This is a genomic window from Geobacter sp., assembly GCA_009684525.1.
In the GTDB taxonomy this organism is placed as follows: domain Bacteria; phylum Desulfobacterota; class Desulfuromonadia; order Geobacterales; family DSM-12255; genus Geoanaerobacter.
On record WKKR01000001.1, the window covers coordinates 901,993 to 916,081 of the forward strand.

Here is a 14,089-nt window from a genome sequence, read left to right on the forward strand (position 1 = left end):
GTCACCGGTTACGGGCTGTTCGGTTTATCAGGCAGGCCGGCGGCAAGCTCGTCGAGAATGCCGTTGACAAAGGACGGGGAGTCCTCGCTGCCAAATTTCTTGGCGATCTCGATCGCCTCGTTGATGGTCACATTCCTGGGGATGTCGCCCAGGTAGGCAAGCTCGTAGACGGCAATGCGGAGGATGTTGAGATCGACCTTCGCCATCCGCCCCAGGGACCAGTTCTTGGATTGCTCCTTGATCCGCTGGTCAAGCTCTGCCCGATGCTCGTCGACACCCTTTACCAGCAGCTCGGCAAACTCCTTGATCCCCTCGGAAGCCTGGTGTTCCTCCCAGAAGAGCCGCAGGGCTCCGGCAGACGACATCGGGTTCATATCGATGGCATAGAGCGCCTGCAGAGCCAGCTCACGCCCTTCGCGGCGAGCCCCCACTACTTGAGCCCCTTGAGCAGATTGGCCGATTCGATGGCGGTCACGGCAGCATCGAACCCCTTGTTGCCCGCCTTGGTGCCGGCACGTTCAACGGCCTGCTCGATGGTATCGGTGGTGAGGACGCCGAAAGCGATCGGCATGCCGGTGGCAAGGGAGACCTGGGCGATCCCCTTGGCGACTTCGCCAGCCACGTAGTCGAAATGCGGGGTTGCCCCGCGGATCACCGCGCCGAGGCAGATCAGTGCGTCGTAGTTGCCGGTCTCCGCCATGGCCTTGGCTGCCAGCGGTATCTCGAAGGAGCCGGGCACCCGGGCGACCGCGATGTTGCCGTCATCGGCACCGTGCCGTAACAGTGCATCCATGGCCCCTTCCAGCAGCCGCTCGCCGATGAAGCTGTTGAAGCGTCCGACCACGATGCCGAACCGCAACCCCTTGGCATCCAGATTCCCTTCAAAATACTTCGGCATAACCCCTCCCTCAAATATTTTCCAGCAGGTGTCCCATCTTTTCCCGCTTGGTCTTCAGATATCCCATGTTGCTCTTGGTCGGCACCATCTCGATGGGAACGCGCTCCACGATGTCGATGCCGTACCCTTCGAGCCCGACGATCTTCTTCGGGTTGTTGGTCATCAGGCGGATATGTTTCACCCCGAGGTTGACCAGGATCTGCGCGCCAATGCCGTAATCGCGTAGATCGGCCTTGAAACCGAGGGCCAGGTTGGCCTCCACCGTGTCCTTTCCCTCGTCCTGCAGGGCATAGGCCTTGAGCTTGTTGATCAGCCCGATGCCGCGCCCCTCCTGACGCATGTAGAGGACCACGCCCCTCCCCTCACGCTCGATCATCTCCATGGCGGCATGGAGCTGGTCCGAACAGTCGCAGCGCCGGCTACCGAAGACATCGCCGGTGAGGCATTCGGAATGGACCCGCACCAGTACCGGCTCTTCACCATGCACATCCCCCTTGACCAGGGCAAGATGCTCCAGCTTGTCGATGTCGTTCTCAAAGGCAATGGCGCGGAAGTCGCCACCATAGGTGGTGGGGAGTTTCACCTCGGCCGCGCGCCTGACCAGCGATTCGTGCTTCAGGCGATAGGCCACCAGGTCGGCAACGGTGCAGATCTTAATCCCGTGCTCCTTGGCGAACTTGCGCAGTTCGGGCATCCGGGACATGGTGCCGTCGTCGTTCATGATCTCGCAGATGACGCCGGACGGCTTGAGCCCGGCCAGCCTCGCCAGGTCCACCGAGCCCTCGGTCTGCCCCGCCCGGACCAGCACGCCGCCCGGCTTCGCCCGCAGAGGAAACACGTGGCCGGGACGGGCCAGGTCTTCCGCCTTGCAGCCGTCGGAAACGGCGGTCAGGATGGTGTGGGCGCGGTCCGCCGCGGAGATGCCGGTGGTGACCCCCTTCTTGGCCTCGATGGAGACCGTGAAGGCAGTGCCGAAGGACGAGGTGTTGGTTGCAACCATCAGCGGCAGGCGGAGATGGTCGCACCGCTCCGCCGTCATGGTCAGGCAGATCAGGCCCCGACCGAACCGGGCCATGAAGTTGATCGCCTCGGGGGTGACCATCTCGGCGGCCATGGTAAGGTCACCCTCGTTCTCCCGGTCCTCGTCATCCACCAGGATGACCATATTCCCCTTGCGGATCTCCTCGATAGCGTCTTCAATCTTGGCAACAGGCATGCTTTGCTCCCGTCAGTTCGTCAACAGATGTTTATCTCACAAAAAACCCGCTTGTGCAAGCGCCTCAAGGGAGAGACCGCCGCTGCGACCGGTATCCTTCCCCCCCAGCAGACGCTCCACATACTTGGCCAGGATGTCGACCTCGATGTTCACCTCGTCGCCCGGTTTCAGCCGCTGCAGCGTGGTTGCACTGCCAGTGTGGGGGATGACGTTCACGGAAAACCCGTCGGCAGTAACCTCGTTCACCGTCAGGCTGACGCCGTCGATGGCCACCGAGCCCTTGGCCACCAGGTAGCGGCCGTAGGCAGGCGGGAGATGGAAGACAAAGACGATATTGCCCGAAACCTCGCGCCGTTCGGCTACGGTTGCCACGCAATCCACGTGACCGGAAACCAGGTGCCCCCCGAGCCGCTGGTCGAGCCTGAGCGCCCGTTCCAGGTTCACTTCTTTCCCGGCTGAGAGCCCGGCAAAGCCGGCAGCACGGAGCGATTCGGGGGAAACGTCGAAGGCAAGCGCCCCCTCGCCCCGGTCAACCACAGTGAGGCAGACGCCGTTGACCGCCACCGATTCGCCCAGGGCGATCTCAGCCAGCGGCAGGCCGGTAGCCACCATCAGACGGGCTGCAGCGCCGCGTCGCTCCAGGCGCACCACCCTCCCCACATCCTCGATCAGTCCGGTAAACATGAATAATCTGGTTCTCCCTCGACGAGAATATCCGTGCCGATGCGCCGGATGCCGATCCGCTGCAGGGGGACGGCATCGGCCATCCTCCCGACCCCGGCGCCGCAGAACAGGCCAAACCCTTCCCCCCCCACCAGCTTGGGCGCATAAAAGAACAGGCAACGGTCGATCTGCTGCTGGCGAAGCATGGCGCCGGCCAGTTCGGCCCCGCCTTCCAGAAGGATCGACTGGATGCCGCGGCCACCGAGACGTGCGAGCAGGTCGTGCAGATCGACCCGGCCTTCCCGTTCGGCGCAGACCAGCACCTCGGCGCCCCGGTCCCGGAGCCGGGCTATCTTTTCCGCATCCTTCGACACGGTCGCCAGCAGGGTGGCGGCTTGCGACTGAAGGCCCAGCAAGCGCGAGGTCAACGGCAGACGGAGTCGGCTGTCAACGACCACCCGGAGCGGGTCGCGGCCACCGGGGATCCTGCTGGTGAGCTGCGGATCGTCGGCAATCGCGGTACCCACCCCCACCATGATCGCATCGGAGATCGCGCGCAGGCGATGCACATGGCGCCGGGCCGGCTCACCGGTCACCCAGCGCGAATCGCCGCTGGCAGTGGCAGTCTTGCCATCCAGGGTCATGGCGCTCTTCAGGGTCACATAGGGGAGGCCGGTGGTCACCTGCTTGATGAACGGCCGGTTGATCTCTTGGCAGGCATCCTCCAGCAGCCCGGTGACAACCGGGATACCGGCTTCCCGCAGGCGGGCGATGCCGCTGCCGGAGACCTGCGGATTGGGGTCGACCATACCGACGAAGACCCGGCCGACCCGAGCCGCCACCAGGGCATCGGCACAGGGGGGAGTCCGGCCGAAATGGCTGCACGGCTCCAGGGTGACATAGACATCGCTCCCCAGCGCCTGTTCGCCGGCTTCAAGCAGGGCATGGACCTCAGCATGGGGGGTGCCTGCCTTGCGGTGCCAGCCGGTTCCGACCACCACGCCATCGTGCACCACGACGCAGCCGACCGCCGGATTGGGCGAAGTCCTCCCTACCCCCTTGCGGGCCAGAACCAACGCCTGCCGCATGAACCGTTCGTGTTGCTGTTCCGACACCATTCACCCTTTTCCAAGGCTTCGAGAAAAGCTCCAGATGCAAGGCAGCGCAAGGGGAGAGATGCGAGGCGTACCCCAGGTACGTTGAGCGTCTCGCCCCGACGCGCAACGCCGCAGATGGACTTTTATCGAAGCCGATTACTTTTTGAGGAGGTCCTGGAGTTCTGCCATAAACTCGTTAATATCCTTGAACGACCGGTAGACCGAGGCAAACCGGACATAGGCCACCTGGTCCAGCCCGTGCAGCTCGTTCATGATCCATTCGCCGATCAAGGCGCTCGGCACCTCCCGTTCGCCGCTCTCCTGCAGACGCACCTCCAGGCGGTCCACCATCTGTTCGATCGCCTCTATGGAGACCGGCCGCTTCTCGCACGCCTTCTGGATGCCGGAGATCGGCTTCTGGCGGTCGAAACTCTCGCGGCGGCCATCCTTTTTCAGGACCAGCGGCAGGATCTCCTCCACCCGCTCATGGGTGGTGAAGCGGCGGCTGCACGATTCGCACTCGCGCCGGCGGCGAATGGTCGCCCCTCCCTTGTCCGGCCGGGAGTCGACCACCTTGCTGTCGCCGAAACCGCAGAAGGGGCATTTCATGGGGCAGCCTCCCCGGCAGGCGCCGGGACGAAATGCTCCACCGCAATGCCGCTTTCGGCGATCATCGCTGCTGCCAGCTGGTCGGCATACCCTTCCTGATAGACGATCCGGCGAATCCCGGCATTGATGATCATCTTCGAGCAGATGATGCAGGGCATGGTGGTGCAGTAGAGGATGGACCCTTCGATGGAGGTCCCGTGCTTGGCTGCCTGGATGATGGCATTCTGCTCGGCATGCAGCCCGCGGCAGAGCTCGTGGCGCTCGCCGGAAGGGACCTGCAGCTGCTCGCGCAGGCAGCCTACGTCCAGACAGTGGGCAATGCCCGATGGGGCACCGTTGTAGCCGGTGGCAAGGATGTTCTTGTCTTTGACCAGCACTGCGCCCACCTGTCGCCGCAGGCAGGTGGAGCGCCTGGCCACCAGGTGGGTGATCTCCATGAAATACTCATCCCAGCTGGGACGGGTCATGCGGCACCTCGCGGGTGTATGCTCCTGGGATAGCGCCTGTTTCGGGCGCCGTCCGGCTACCATACCCGATTACCCGCCACAGGTCAAGGATTGTCGGGCGGTTACGCCCCTCTTGACAGTCTGCCCGCTCCTCTTCCATACTACGACCATCCCCGAACGGAGTACCCATGGACACCCTTGCCCTCCTGGCACGCTACTTTCCCAATCCGGATGCCTTCCGGATCGTTGTCGAGCACAGCCGCATGGTGGCAGCAAAGGCGGTCGGCGTTGCCCTTGCGCTCGACTGCCCGGTTGACGTGCAGTTCGTGGAGGAAGCCGCCCTGCTCCACGATATCGGCATCTGCCGCATCGACGCGCCAAGGATCTGCTGCTTCGGCGCCGATCCCTACATCACCCACGGCATCCACGGCCGCGCCATCCTCGAAGCCGAAGGGCTGCCGCGCCATGCCCTGGTCTGCGAGCGGCACATCGGCGTCGGCCTCACCGTCGAAGACATCGCGGCCCAGCGCCTCCCCCTGCCGCTGCGAACCATGGCCCCCACCACGGTGGAGGAGGAAATCATCTGCTTCGCAGACCTCTTCTACTCCAAAAAGACCGGTGCCCTTACCAGGGAAAAGGACATAGAAGCCGTCCGCACCGGACTGCAGAACTTCGGCGAACACAAGCTCAGGATATTCGACGGCTGGCTCGACCGCTTCGCCCCTTTCTCCCCCTGATCCCCCCTTTTTCACCCCCCCCGGATTTCCCCCATCTTTTGATTCAGGTCATAACCTCCAGTCGTAAAGGGTGATAGGGTGACATCATCACCAGCAAGGAGGACGACATGAACCTGCCACAGGGACTCGGCGACAAAGCCATCCAGGACGTCATTGCAACCGATCCGGCCATCGGCGAAATCCTGGCTCGCTACGACATCGGCTGCGTCACCTGCAAGGTCGGCATCTGCCTGCTCAAGGACGTGGTCAAGATCCATGGCCTGACACCCGAAGCAGAGGCGGCAGTCGCCATCGACATCGAATCTTATCTGAACGAAAAGACAGTATAAAAAAAGGAGACACCTCATGGGAAATCTTGGATGTGGCTGCCCCGGCAGCATGGCACGAGTCATCGAACGAAACGAAACACAGGCACCGGCAGCCGGCCGGCAGCCATCGGAACTGCGGCAGTGGCCGGTACAGCTTCACCTGGTGCCGCCGACAGCCCCCTACTTCAAAAACGCCGACATCCTGATCGCAGCCGACTGTGTGGCCTTTGCCGTCGGGAGCTTTCACGGGGAGCTGTTGAAAGGGAAGGCGCTGGCAATCGCCTGCCCGAAGCTCGATGAAACCGAAGCCTACACGGCCAAGCTCGCTACCATCTTCAGCGAAAACGACGTCAAAAGCATCACGGTCGCCATCATGGAAGTCCCCTGTTGCCGCGGACTGGACATCCTGGTCAGGCAGGCGCTAGCCCAATCGGGGAAGGATATCCCCCTGGAGACGGTAACCATCGGCATTAACGGCGAACGGAGGTAACGGGATATGAAAAGGGATATCACACAGAACCTGGTGGCGGAGCATCGACTGATCCTGCGCATGCTCGACATCCTGGAGCGAAACGCCATGTTGACCCGTAGCGGGAACTACCGCACCTATCGCTTCTACCTGGACGGCGTCGATTTCATCCGCAACTTTGCCGACCGGTTCCATCATGCCAAGGAAGAGGACGTCCTGTTCCGGGCCCTGGTGGAAAACGGCATGCCCAGGGAAAACAGCCCGGTGGCGGCCATGCTGATGGAACACGACCATGGCCGGGCCTTTGTCCGCAAGATGGAAGAGGCCACGCTGGCTGCGCTGCGGGGTGATCAGAACCGGGATGAGGAGATAGCCTCCTTTGCCCTTGCGTACGTGTCGCTTTTGCGGGAGCATATATCCAAGGAGGACCAGATCCTCTATCCGCTGGCCGAGCGGGTCATCCCGGAAGAGATGCGGGACGACATCATCCGGGAATACGATGCTGCCGAGTCGCGGGTCCCGGCCGGCTATGGCGAACACTACGCAGAGGTGATCGCCCGTTACGCTGCCGAACCGCTGGAGCAGGCTGCCTAGCGTCCATCCGTCACAACATGCCGAAACGAGAAAGGGCCACCCGTTTGAGTGGCCCTTTCAGCGTCTGCTGCGACCTTTTTTGCTGCATCATCACCCCCTATGCATGTTCGGTTGCCTTGGTTTCCTTCCGGATGCCCTTGGCGAATCCCAGCATCACCATCGCTGCCGGCACCAGCTGTCCGACCACGATCAGGGCACAGAGGCCGAGGAATATGGTGGAGTAGATCCCGCTGTTGTCTTCACGTGCACCCGAGGCGGCAAATGCGGTGGCTGCCGGAGCGATCCCTGCTACTGCTGCGAAGAGAGTGGTTAAAGTTTTCATGGCGTCCTCCTTAGAATTTCACCTGGATGGTGTTTGTTTTGATTATGTAATTTGCATCCGGCATGCCACAATGTATTTTTATTTATAAATAATTTTTAAGTATTGAAAGACAGGCGTCTTTTGCGTGAGAGGCGCTCAGACCAGGGTCACGGCGGGATACAGGGGAGCATGGTTACGTATAGAATATACATACAGGGCCTTTCGGCTGGGTATCGGCGTAGAACGCCACCTGGCAGTGGGTTACAGACCATGGGCAGGTAAGCCGGCATCAAATGTGCGGTGTATAACTTTATTATTCCGTTCTCATACGGCAGGGTGCGGCTCTGTTATGCGGGGACTATCATGAGGGCGATCAGGGTCAGCAGGGTATAGAGGATGTAGAGATGGAGCTGGCCATGCTGCAGCTTTCTGATGGGCGCCATCTTCTCGTTCGCCCAGGCGAGCAGCGGCAGATAGATCCGCTCGAGAACCGTTTCCGGAACATGGCTGGCAAAATGGCTGGTCCGGGGGAAGGCAGAGGCGATCCAAGGGAGATGGGTATCCGGGCGGAGAATCCCGGCAAAGAGGGAAACCAGCATCTCCGCGAACGATGAGGCAGTGTACTCCATCCGTGCCGTCGGTGCCAGGTAGCCGCATCCCCAGGTGACGGATGTCGTTGCGGCGGTGTTGCGCATCCGCAGCCGATACAAAAGGGCCGCCAGGCAGACCAATACCGCCGCCAGGATGGATATCCACGCCAGCGGTGCCGCGGACAGCAGACTGGAACCGCTGACAACGAGCCCCGGCTGCCAGCAGGCAACAGCGGCATCCAGGAGCGGTGCGACCAGAACGGGGGCAAAACCGATCACCCCGCAGACAACGGCCAGCACCGCCATGGGGAGGAGCATGCTTCTCCCCGGCTCATGCGCATGATCGCATGCCTCGGAGCGGGGAACCCCGAGGAAGACCACGCCGAATACCTTGACGAAGCAGGCCACAGCCAGCCCCCCGACCAGCGCCAGGGCTGGTGCCGCCAGGGCAGCGGCCGCAACGCCGGCACCCGCACCGTTCATGGCGCCGTTGAAAAATCCCAGATAGATCAGCAGCTCGCTGACAAAACCGTTCAGAGGTGGCAGCCCGCAGATCGCCACGGCACCGATCATGAAGAAGAGGGCCGTCCGGGGCATCCGCTTCAAGAGCCCCCCCATCAGGTCGATCTCCCGGGTACCTACGGCATGGATCACCGAGCCGGCGCCGAGGAAGAGGAGCGCCTTGAAGGTGGCATGGTTGATGACGTGCAGCAGGGCGCCACCCATGCCCAAGAGCACCAGCAGCGCCGACCCATTGGTAATGCCCAGAAGGGCGATGCCGATCCCCATGGCGATGATGCCGATGTTTTCGATGCTGTGGTAGGCGAGCAGACGCTTGATGTCGTGCTGTCCCAGGGCAAAGACGACGCCGCCGATGGCAGAGACGATGCCGAGGACGAGAACCGTGATCCCCCACCACTGCGGGATGCCGGTAAAGAACGAAAAGGTCCTGACCATGCCGTAGATGCCGATCTTGAGGATAACGCCCGACATGATGGCCGAGACGTGGCTCGGGGCGTTGGCATGGGCAGAGGGGAGCCAGACGTGGAACGGCATGATGCCGGCCTTGAAACCGAAGGCGAACAGGGCCAGGAGAAAGATCGCCACGGCGTAAGGAGAGGCGGCACTGACCGATGCAACGGCAGGGAAGGCGAAACTGCCCGTCTCGGCCTTGAGCAGGGAAAAGAGGGCGAACAGGCCAAGGGTACCGACATGGGTGCAGATCAGGTAGAGCGCCCCTGCATCCCGCACGGCGGCATCGGCATCGTCGGTGGTCAGGACGAAATAGGCTGCCAGCGCCATGATTTCCCAGACAAAGAGAAAGAGGATCGCGGTCCGGGCCAGAACCACCCAGAGCATGGCCGACACGAGCAGGCCGAGGAAAAAGGTCAGCTTGCGGACCGTGCGCGGATGCTCGCGGGCCGGCCAGTAGCCGAGCGAGTAGATGCCGCAGCAGAGCGAAACGAGAAGGACGGGGATGGTGAAGAGTGCGGAAAGCGGGTCGACGGCAAAGGTCATGGCGCCGAACGGGAGCGACCAGGCAAGCTCATAGGTCGCGGTGACTCTGAAGATGAGGGTGATGGCGGCTCCGGCCAGGCCGGCCAACGCGGCAACGGACATGAGCAGGGCAGCCAGCCGCTGGCCAAAGGCGACGGGAAACGACCGGACGAGCAGCGGCGCGCCGGAAAGCGCAGCCAGGAGTGCAGCGCCGACCAGCAGCGGGGCAGGAAGCATGTCCGGGAAACCGGCCGTCATGAAGCACCTTTCCCGATGTCGTGCTCGATCTCCCTTACCGCGGCCATGATCGCATCGATACGGCAGGGTTCCTTGAGCGCCTGGCGCAGACGTCCGTCCCGCAGGGCATAGGCGAGCTTGGAAAGCAGGTGAAGATGCGTCCTCACGGTCGGGCTGGTGATGGTGAAGAGGATCTGCACCGGCTTGCCGTCGATGGCGCCGAAGTCGACCGGCTGGGCCAGGAAGCAGAGGCTGATCTGCGGCACCGGCAGTTGCAGCAGGAGGGGGTTGCGGACGTGGGGGATGGCGATGCCGTCGCCGATTGCGGTGGTCCCCATGGCCTCGCGGGCGAGCAGCACCTGCAGGATGAATTCGGGATCGAGCTCCGGCGGCAGTTTCAAGAGGTCGACCACGTTCTGCAGGACCGTCTGCACATCACTACCGGCAACATTGCAGTGGATCCCCCCCGCTTCGATCGCCTCGCTGAGCAGCGGCAATGCAACGTTCTCTTCATCCAGCAAACGGTAGATCGAGGGATCGACCTTCAGCCCGTGCTCCGTAGCCCATTCGAGGAGGTCGACGCGATTGATCTGATAATCGCCGCTGACCATCTCCGCAGGAAGACGGTCCTTCCTGATCCAGCGCATAACGGTCTTTTCGTCGACGTTCAGCGCCTTGGCCACGTCTGCTGTCTTGAGATGCATGTATGATAACTCCCTGCCTGCCCTGAGCCGCCCCCGTCAGAGATCGAGCTGAAACCGCAGCGTCTTGTCCACCTTTTTCAGAAGCGTCTTGGTCAGGAAACCGAGCCGGTCCCCCACGACCTTGGTCTTGTCTATGGTAATGATAATATGCGAACTGATTTTCGCATCCCGCCCCAGGCCACTGTTGGCAGCCGGCAGCAGGGTCTCGAATTCGTAGATCTTTTCCAGGCAGGAAAAGGTGAGGGGGATAATGGTGATCACCGGCGAGAACTCGTTGCTGATGTTGTTGCTCACGACCAGGCAGGGACAGGTCTCCTTGCCCCGCTCCTCGTCATGGGCGAGATTCACCGAGTAGATGCCTCCCCGCTTAAACATCCCGCTCCTCCGTAACCGCCGATTCCAGCCGCTTCAACATCTCGACGGTCTCCTCGGCAGTGGCCCGGTATCCTTCTATCAGCCCCTTGTAGGCCTTCTTCTTCACCTCGGCAAGCTTTTCCCTGGCCGCCTCTTCCAGAAACTGGCTCAAACCGCGTTGTCCGTAAAGCGCCTTGATGTCGTCGACGATCGGCGTGGGCAGGGTTATGTTCAATCGCGTATTCGGCATATTCAACTCCTGTACGTCACAGATAATTAATGACGCATAAATTTTTATACCATTTTTTTCAGGAAAGTGTTAGGATTTTTTTCGTCGTCATACATGTCGTACGACACTTCATTTCATTCAGACATATACGACATGCACACCCATACGGGATCTTTCATGGCAGCTGGCTGGCAGATAACTGATTACCTTTTCGCCGGGATGGTCGCTTCCGTCGTCCTCTTCGGAATATCGGGGCTTCCCGGCCTGTTCATCAAGAAACCGGGATGGGGACAGCTGATCGCAACCGGCATCTGCGTCATTGCCGCCCTGCTGGGTACGGGCACTGCTGTGCTGACCGTCGTGACCGGCAGCTCGACCGCCGGCTATCTCCTTGACTGGCACCTCCCCTTCGGACCGTGCGAATTCTCTGCAGACCCCCTCTCCGCGCTGTTTCTTATCCCCCTGTTCCTGGCTTCGGGCTGCTGTGCCGTCTATGCCGTTGCCTACTGGCCCGCCGGAGAACACCCCGGTTCGGAGAAAAAACTCACCTTCTTCTTCGGCCTGCTGTCAGCCGCCATGGCTCTGGTCGTCCTTGCGCGCAACGGGGTTGTCCTGCTCATCGCATGGGAGATCATGGCGCTCTCGGCGTTTTTCCTCCTGACCACCGACCAGCGCGACCCGGATGTCCAGCGGGCGGGCATGGTCTACCTGATCGCCACCCATATCGGCACCATGGCGCTGTTCATCCTGTTTGCCATGCTGCGCGGCACAACTGCCTCCTTTGCCTTCCCCGTTCCCCACTCACTTTCGCCCGACCCGGGCTTGGCCACGGTCATCCTGGTAACGGCACTGATCGGATTCGGCGCCAAGGCCGGCATCATGCCGCTCCATATCTGGCTCCCCTCTGCCCACGCCAATGCCCCGAGCCACGTCTCGGCCATGATGTCGGGGGTCATGCTGAAGATCGGGGTCTACGGCATCATCCGGACCGTATCCTTTTTCTCCCTGCCGCCGGCCTGGCTCGGCTGGCTTATCCTCTGCCTGGGAGGGATATCCGCCCTGTCCGGCATTGCGCTGGCATCCGCGCAGCGTGACATCAAGCGGCTTCTGGCCTGCAGCAGCATAGAAAACATCGGCATCATCTTCATCGGCCTCGGCATGGCGCTGATCGGCATCCAGACCAATACCCCCCTGCTCGCGGCGTTCGGCCTGACCGGCTGCTTCATCCATATCCTCAACCACGCCCTGTTCAAGCCGCTCCTCTTTCTCGGCGCAGGGGCGATCATCCATACGACGGGCACGCGGGAAATCGACCGGATGGGAGGGCTGTCCCGCCGGCTCCCGCGGACGGCACCGCTGTTTCTGGCCGGTTCGCTGGCCATCTGCGGTCTCCCCCCCTTGAACGGCTTCATCGGCGAACTGTTCCTCTACCTCGGCGCATTCAACGATGCGATCTCTTCGCCACTGCCGGCCCTGGCGCTGGTTGCACCCCTTCTGGCGCTTGTCGGCGGGATTGCGGTCATCACCTTCATCAAGCTGTTCGGCACCATCTTCCTCGGTTCCCCCCGGTCCCCGGAAGCTGCCCATGCCCACGAGCCCCCCCTTGCCATGCTCGCACCCATGTCGCTGTTCGCCCTCTTCTGCCTGGTTGCAGGGGTCTGCGGCCAACTGCTCCTCAGGCTGGTCACGCCGGCAGTGGCTTCATATGCGCAGCTCCCGACGGCAATTATCGACCAGATGGAGAGCAGCGTGCCGCTGGCCTCGTTCACCCTGCTCAATCTCTCGCTGCTCCTGCTCATCCTGGCGATCGGGGTCTTCTACACGCGGCAGACCGTCAAGCTCCCCCGCGCAACCGCCGCCACCTGGGGATGCGGCTACCTGGCCCCGACGGCGCGCATGCAATACACCGGGACATCCTTTGCCGAGATGGCCTCGAACCTGTTCGCCCCCTTTGTCACGGTCAGCCGCAGCGGCCCGTCCCTTTCGGGACCGCTTCCCGCAGCGGCCCGTTTCTGCTATGCAACAACGGAAAGCATCCTCGACCGGGTGCTTATTCCGGTTTTCCAGGCCATCGGCCTGGCATTTTCCTATCTGCGCAGGATGCAGCATGGCCAGATGCATCTCTATATGCTCTACATCTTTGCCACGCTGTTCGTCCTGATGATGTGGCGACACTGATGCCTGACTTCGGGCCGCTGAAGCGCCGGCTTTTCACAGAGGATCGTTATTCATGACCGACACGATCATACATTTCTCCCTGATTCTGCTCATGCCCCCCCTGCTGCTCGGGATCATCGGCAAGACCAAGGCCGCCTTTGCCGGCCGGGTCGGGGCCCCCTTTCTGCAGCCCTACTACGACCTGGTGAAACTGTTGCAGAAAGGGTCGGTCTTCAGCGAAACCACGACCTGGATCTTCAGGGCCGGCCCGGTGGTCACCCTGGCGGCAACCCTGGTCGCGGCGACACTGGTGCCGCTGGGCAACCATAGCGCGCCGGTATCCTTTACCGGCGACATGATCCTCTTCGCCTACCTGTTCGGCCTCTCCCGCTTCTTTACCACTGCCGCGGCGCTTGACACCGGCTCCAGCTTCGAGGGGATGGGGGCGGCCCGGGAGGTGACCTTCTCCTGCCTGGTCGAACCGACCCTCTTCTTCGCCCTGATCAGCCTGGCCCGCATGAGCAAATCCCTGACCCTTTCGACCATGCTGACCTATACATCCCCTGACATCTGGATCACTGCCGGCGCCTCCATGCTCCTGTTGGTCGGCGCCCTGTTCATCACCCTATTGGCTGAGAACTGCCGCATCCCGTTCGACGATCCCAACACCCACCTGGAACTGACCATGATCCACGAGGTGATGGTGCTGGATCACAGCGGCCCCGCATTCGGCTATATCCTCTACGGCGCAGCCATGAAACTCTTCGTGCTCGGCGCCATATTCATGAATATCGCCCTCCCCGCCAGGACCGGTTCGTCGCTCGGCGACTGGGGCGTTTTCGTCGTCGGGATGGTGCTCCTGGCCGTGCTGATCGGCGTGGTCGAATCGATCATGGCCCGGTTGCGCCTGATCCGCATCCCCCAGCTCCTGATCGCCGCGACCATCCTCTCGGCCTTTGCCATGCTTCTGATCCTGAGGTGAC

Annotated in this window: 18 protein-coding genes; 6 read left to right on the forward strand and 12 right to left on the reverse strand. The window is 62.0% G+C overall.

Annotated features, from left to right (window positions below):
• Positions 1-8: 8 nt before the first annotated feature.
• The 7 genes from nusB to GJT30_04000 form a co-directional block, all read right to left on the reverse strand.
• Entirely contained in the window at positions 9-431 is a 423-nt protein-coding gene (gene nusB, locus GJT30_03970; protein MSM38764.1) for a transcription antitermination factor NusB, read from the reverse strand.
• Positions 431-898 (reverse strand): 6,7-dimethyl-8-ribityllumazine synthase, encoded by a 468-nt coding sequence (locus GJT30_03975; protein ID MSM38765.1) that lies wholly within the window; start codon positions 896-898, stop codon positions 431-433. Before GJT30_03975 ends, nusB begins: the two co-directional genes overlap by 1 nt.
• Positions 899-908: 10 nt before the next feature.
• Positions 909-2,114, reverse strand: a complete 1,206-nt coding sequence (locus tag GJT30_03980; GenBank protein MSM38766.1) for a bifunctional 3,4-dihydroxy-2-butanone-4-phosphate synthase/GTP cyclohydrolase II — start codon at positions 2,112-2,114, stop codon at positions 909-911.
• A 36-nt stretch (positions 2,115-2,150) separates the two neighbouring features.
• A complete protein-coding gene (locus GJT30_03985; protein ID MSM38767.1) occupies positions 2,151-2,798 on the reverse strand; it encodes a riboflavin synthase in 648 nt (215 codons plus the stop codon).
• Entirely contained in the window at positions 2,783-3,895 is a 1,113-nt protein-coding gene (gene ribD, locus GJT30_03990) for a bifunctional diaminohydroxyphosphoribosylaminopyrimidine deaminase/5-amino-6-(5-phosphoribosylamino)uracil reductase RibD (GenBank protein MSM38768.1), read from the reverse strand. Before ribD ends, GJT30_03985 begins: the two co-directional genes overlap by 16 nt.
• 135 nt (positions 3,896-4,030) lie before the next feature.
• Positions 4,031-4,483 carry a transcriptional repressor NrdR gene (nrdR, locus tag GJT30_03995; GenBank protein ID MSM38769.1) on the reverse strand — a complete coding sequence of 151 codons (453 nt, stop codon included), beginning with the start codon at positions 4,481-4,483 and terminating at the stop codon, positions 4,031-4,033.
• Positions 4,480-4,950 (reverse strand): cytidine deaminase, encoded by a 471-nt coding sequence (locus tag GJT30_04000; protein ID MSM38770.1) that lies wholly within the window; start codon positions 4,948-4,950, stop codon positions 4,480-4,482. Before GJT30_04000 ends, nrdR begins: the two co-directional genes overlap by 4 nt.
• Positions 4,951-5,117: 167 nt before the next feature.
• Between GJT30_04000 and GJT30_04005 the strand changes: the two genes are divergently transcribed.
• The 4 genes from GJT30_04005 (at position 5,118) to GJT30_04020 (ending at position 7,037) form a co-directional block, all read left to right on the forward strand.
• Positions 5,118-5,666, forward strand: coding sequence for an HDIG domain-containing protein (locus tag GJT30_04005; GenBank protein ID MSM38771.1), 549 nt, complete (start codon positions 5,118-5,120; stop codon positions 5,664-5,666).
• Positions 5,667-5,773: 107 nt separating this feature from the next.
• Entirely contained in the window at positions 5,774-5,995 is a 222-nt protein-coding gene (locus GJT30_04010; protein ID MSM38772.1) for a hypothetical protein, read from the forward strand.
• A 16-nt stretch (positions 5,996-6,011) separates the two neighbouring features.
• Positions 6,012-6,464 (forward strand): iron-sulfur cluster-binding oxidoreductase, encoded by a 453-nt coding sequence (locus tag GJT30_04015; protein MSM38773.1) that lies wholly within the window; start codon positions 6,012-6,014, stop codon positions 6,462-6,464.
• A gap of 6 nt (positions 6,465-6,470) precedes the next feature.
• Entirely contained in the window at positions 6,471-7,037 is a 567-nt protein-coding gene (locus GJT30_04020; protein ID MSM38774.1) for a cation-binding protein, read from the forward strand.
• A gap of 97 nt (positions 7,038-7,134) precedes the next feature.
• Here GJT30_04020 and GJT30_04025 read toward each other — a convergent pair whose 3' ends face one another.
• The 5 genes from GJT30_04025 to GJT30_04045 form a co-directional block, all read right to left on the reverse strand.
• A complete protein-coding gene (locus tag GJT30_04025; GenBank protein ID MSM38775.1) occupies positions 7,135-7,359 on the reverse strand; it encodes a hypothetical protein in 225 nt (74 codons plus the stop codon).
• A 326-nt stretch (positions 7,360-7,685) separates the two neighbouring features.
• Complete coding sequence (locus GJT30_04030) at positions 7,686-9,683, reverse strand: hydrogenase (protein ID MSM38776.1); 1,998 nt, start codon at positions 9,681-9,683, stop codon at positions 7,686-7,688.
• Positions 9,680-10,366 carry a helix-turn-helix domain-containing protein gene (locus tag GJT30_04035; GenBank protein ID MSM38777.1) on the reverse strand — a complete coding sequence of 229 codons (687 nt, stop codon included), beginning with the start codon at positions 10,364-10,366 and terminating at the stop codon, positions 9,680-9,682. The genes GJT30_04030 and GJT30_04035 overlap by 4 nt, the downstream gene beginning before the upstream one ends.
• Positions 10,367-10,402: 36 nt before the next feature.
• Positions 10,403-10,741: a type II toxin-antitoxin system PemK/MazF family toxin gene (locus GJT30_04040; GenBank protein ID MSM38778.1), complete on the reverse strand. Its 339-nt coding sequence runs from the start codon at positions 10,739-10,741 to the stop codon at positions 10,403-10,405.
• Positions 10,734-10,970, reverse strand: coding sequence for an antitoxin (locus GJT30_04045; protein ID MSM38779.1), 237 nt, complete (start codon positions 10,968-10,970; stop codon positions 10,734-10,736). The genes GJT30_04040 and GJT30_04045 overlap by 8 nt, the downstream gene beginning before the upstream one ends.
• A gap of 156 nt (positions 10,971-11,126) precedes the next feature.
• Here GJT30_04045 and GJT30_04050 point away from each other — a divergent pair, with 156 nt between their 5' ends.
• Positions 11,127-13,127: a hydrogenase gene (locus GJT30_04050; protein MSM38780.1), complete on the forward strand. Its 2,001-nt coding sequence runs from the start codon at positions 11,127-11,129 to the stop codon at positions 13,125-13,127.
• Between the two features lie 52 nt (positions 13,128-13,179).
• On the forward strand, positions 13,180-14,088 hold the full coding sequence (locus GJT30_04055) for a hydrogenase (GenBank protein ID MSM38781.1): 909 nt from the start codon (positions 13,180-13,182) through the stop codon (positions 14,086-14,088).
• The last annotated feature ends 1 nt before the right edge of the window (position 14,089 follow it).

What these genes read in the sequence shown, in the direction of transcription:
- GJT30_03985 (MSM38767.1), bottom strand. Translation starts at nt 2,798, where the DNA reads ATGTTTACCGGACTGATCGAGGATGTGGGGAGGGTGGTGCGCCTGGAG.
- GJT30_04010 (MSM38772.1), top strand. Translation starts at nt 5,774, where the DNA reads ATGAACCTGCCACAGGGACTCGGCGACAAAGCCATCCAGGACGTCATT.
- GJT30_04040 (MSM38778.1), bottom strand. Translation starts at nt 10,741, where the DNA reads ATGTTTAAGCGGGGAGGCATCTACTCGGTGAATCTCGCCCATGACGAG.
- GJT30_04035 (MSM38777.1), bottom strand. Translation starts at nt 10,366, where the DNA reads ATGCATCTCAAGACAGCAGACGTGGCCAAGGCGCTGAACGTCGACGAA.
- GJT30_04050 (MSM38780.1), top strand. Translation starts at nt 11,127, where the DNA reads ATGGCAGCTGGCTGGCAGATAACTGATTACCTTTTCGCCGGGATGGTC.
- GJT30_04020 (MSM38774.1), top strand. Translation starts at nt 6,471, where the DNA reads ATGAAAAGGGATATCACACAGAACCTGGTGGCGGAGCATCGACTGATC.
- GJT30_04005 (MSM38771.1), top strand. Translation starts at nt 5,118, where the DNA reads ATGGACACCCTTGCCCTCCTGGCACGCTACTTTCCCAATCCGGATGCC.
- GJT30_04000 (MSM38770.1), bottom strand. Translation starts at nt 4,950, where the DNA reads ATGACCCGTCCCAGCTGGGATGAGTATTTCATGGAGATCACCCACCTG.
- GJT30_04025 (MSM38775.1), bottom strand. Translation starts at nt 7,359, where the DNA reads ATGAAAACTTTAACCACTCTCTTCGCAGCAGTAGCAGGGATCGCTCCG.
- GJT30_04055 (MSM38781.1), top strand. Translation starts at nt 13,180, where the DNA reads ATGACCGACACGATCATACATTTCTCCCTGATTCTGCTCATGCCCCCC.
- ribD (MSM38768.1), bottom strand. Translation starts at nt 3,895, where the DNA reads ATGGTGTCGGAACAGCAACACGAACGGTTCATGCGGCAGGCGTTGGTT.
- GJT30_03975 (MSM38765.1), bottom strand. Translation starts at nt 898, where the DNA reads ATGCCGAAGTATTTTGAAGGGAATCTGGATGCCAAGGGGTTGCGGTTC.
- GJT30_03980 (MSM38766.1), bottom strand. Translation starts at nt 2,114, where the DNA reads ATGCCTGTTGCCAAGATTGAAGACGCTATCGAGGAGATCCGCAAGGGG.
- GJT30_04045 (MSM38779.1), bottom strand. Translation starts at nt 10,970, where the DNA reads ATGCCGAATACGCGATTGAACATAACCCTGCCCACGCCGATCGTCGAC.
- nrdR (MSM38769.1), bottom strand. Translation starts at nt 4,483, where the DNA reads ATGAAATGCCCCTTCTGCGGTTTCGGCGACAGCAAGGTGGTCGACTCC.
- GJT30_04030 (MSM38776.1), bottom strand. Translation starts at nt 9,683, where the DNA reads ATGACGGCCGGTTTCCCGGACATGCTTCCTGCCCCGCTGCTGGTCGGC.
- GJT30_04015 (MSM38773.1), top strand. Translation starts at nt 6,012, where the DNA reads ATGGGAAATCTTGGATGTGGCTGCCCCGGCAGCATGGCACGAGTCATC.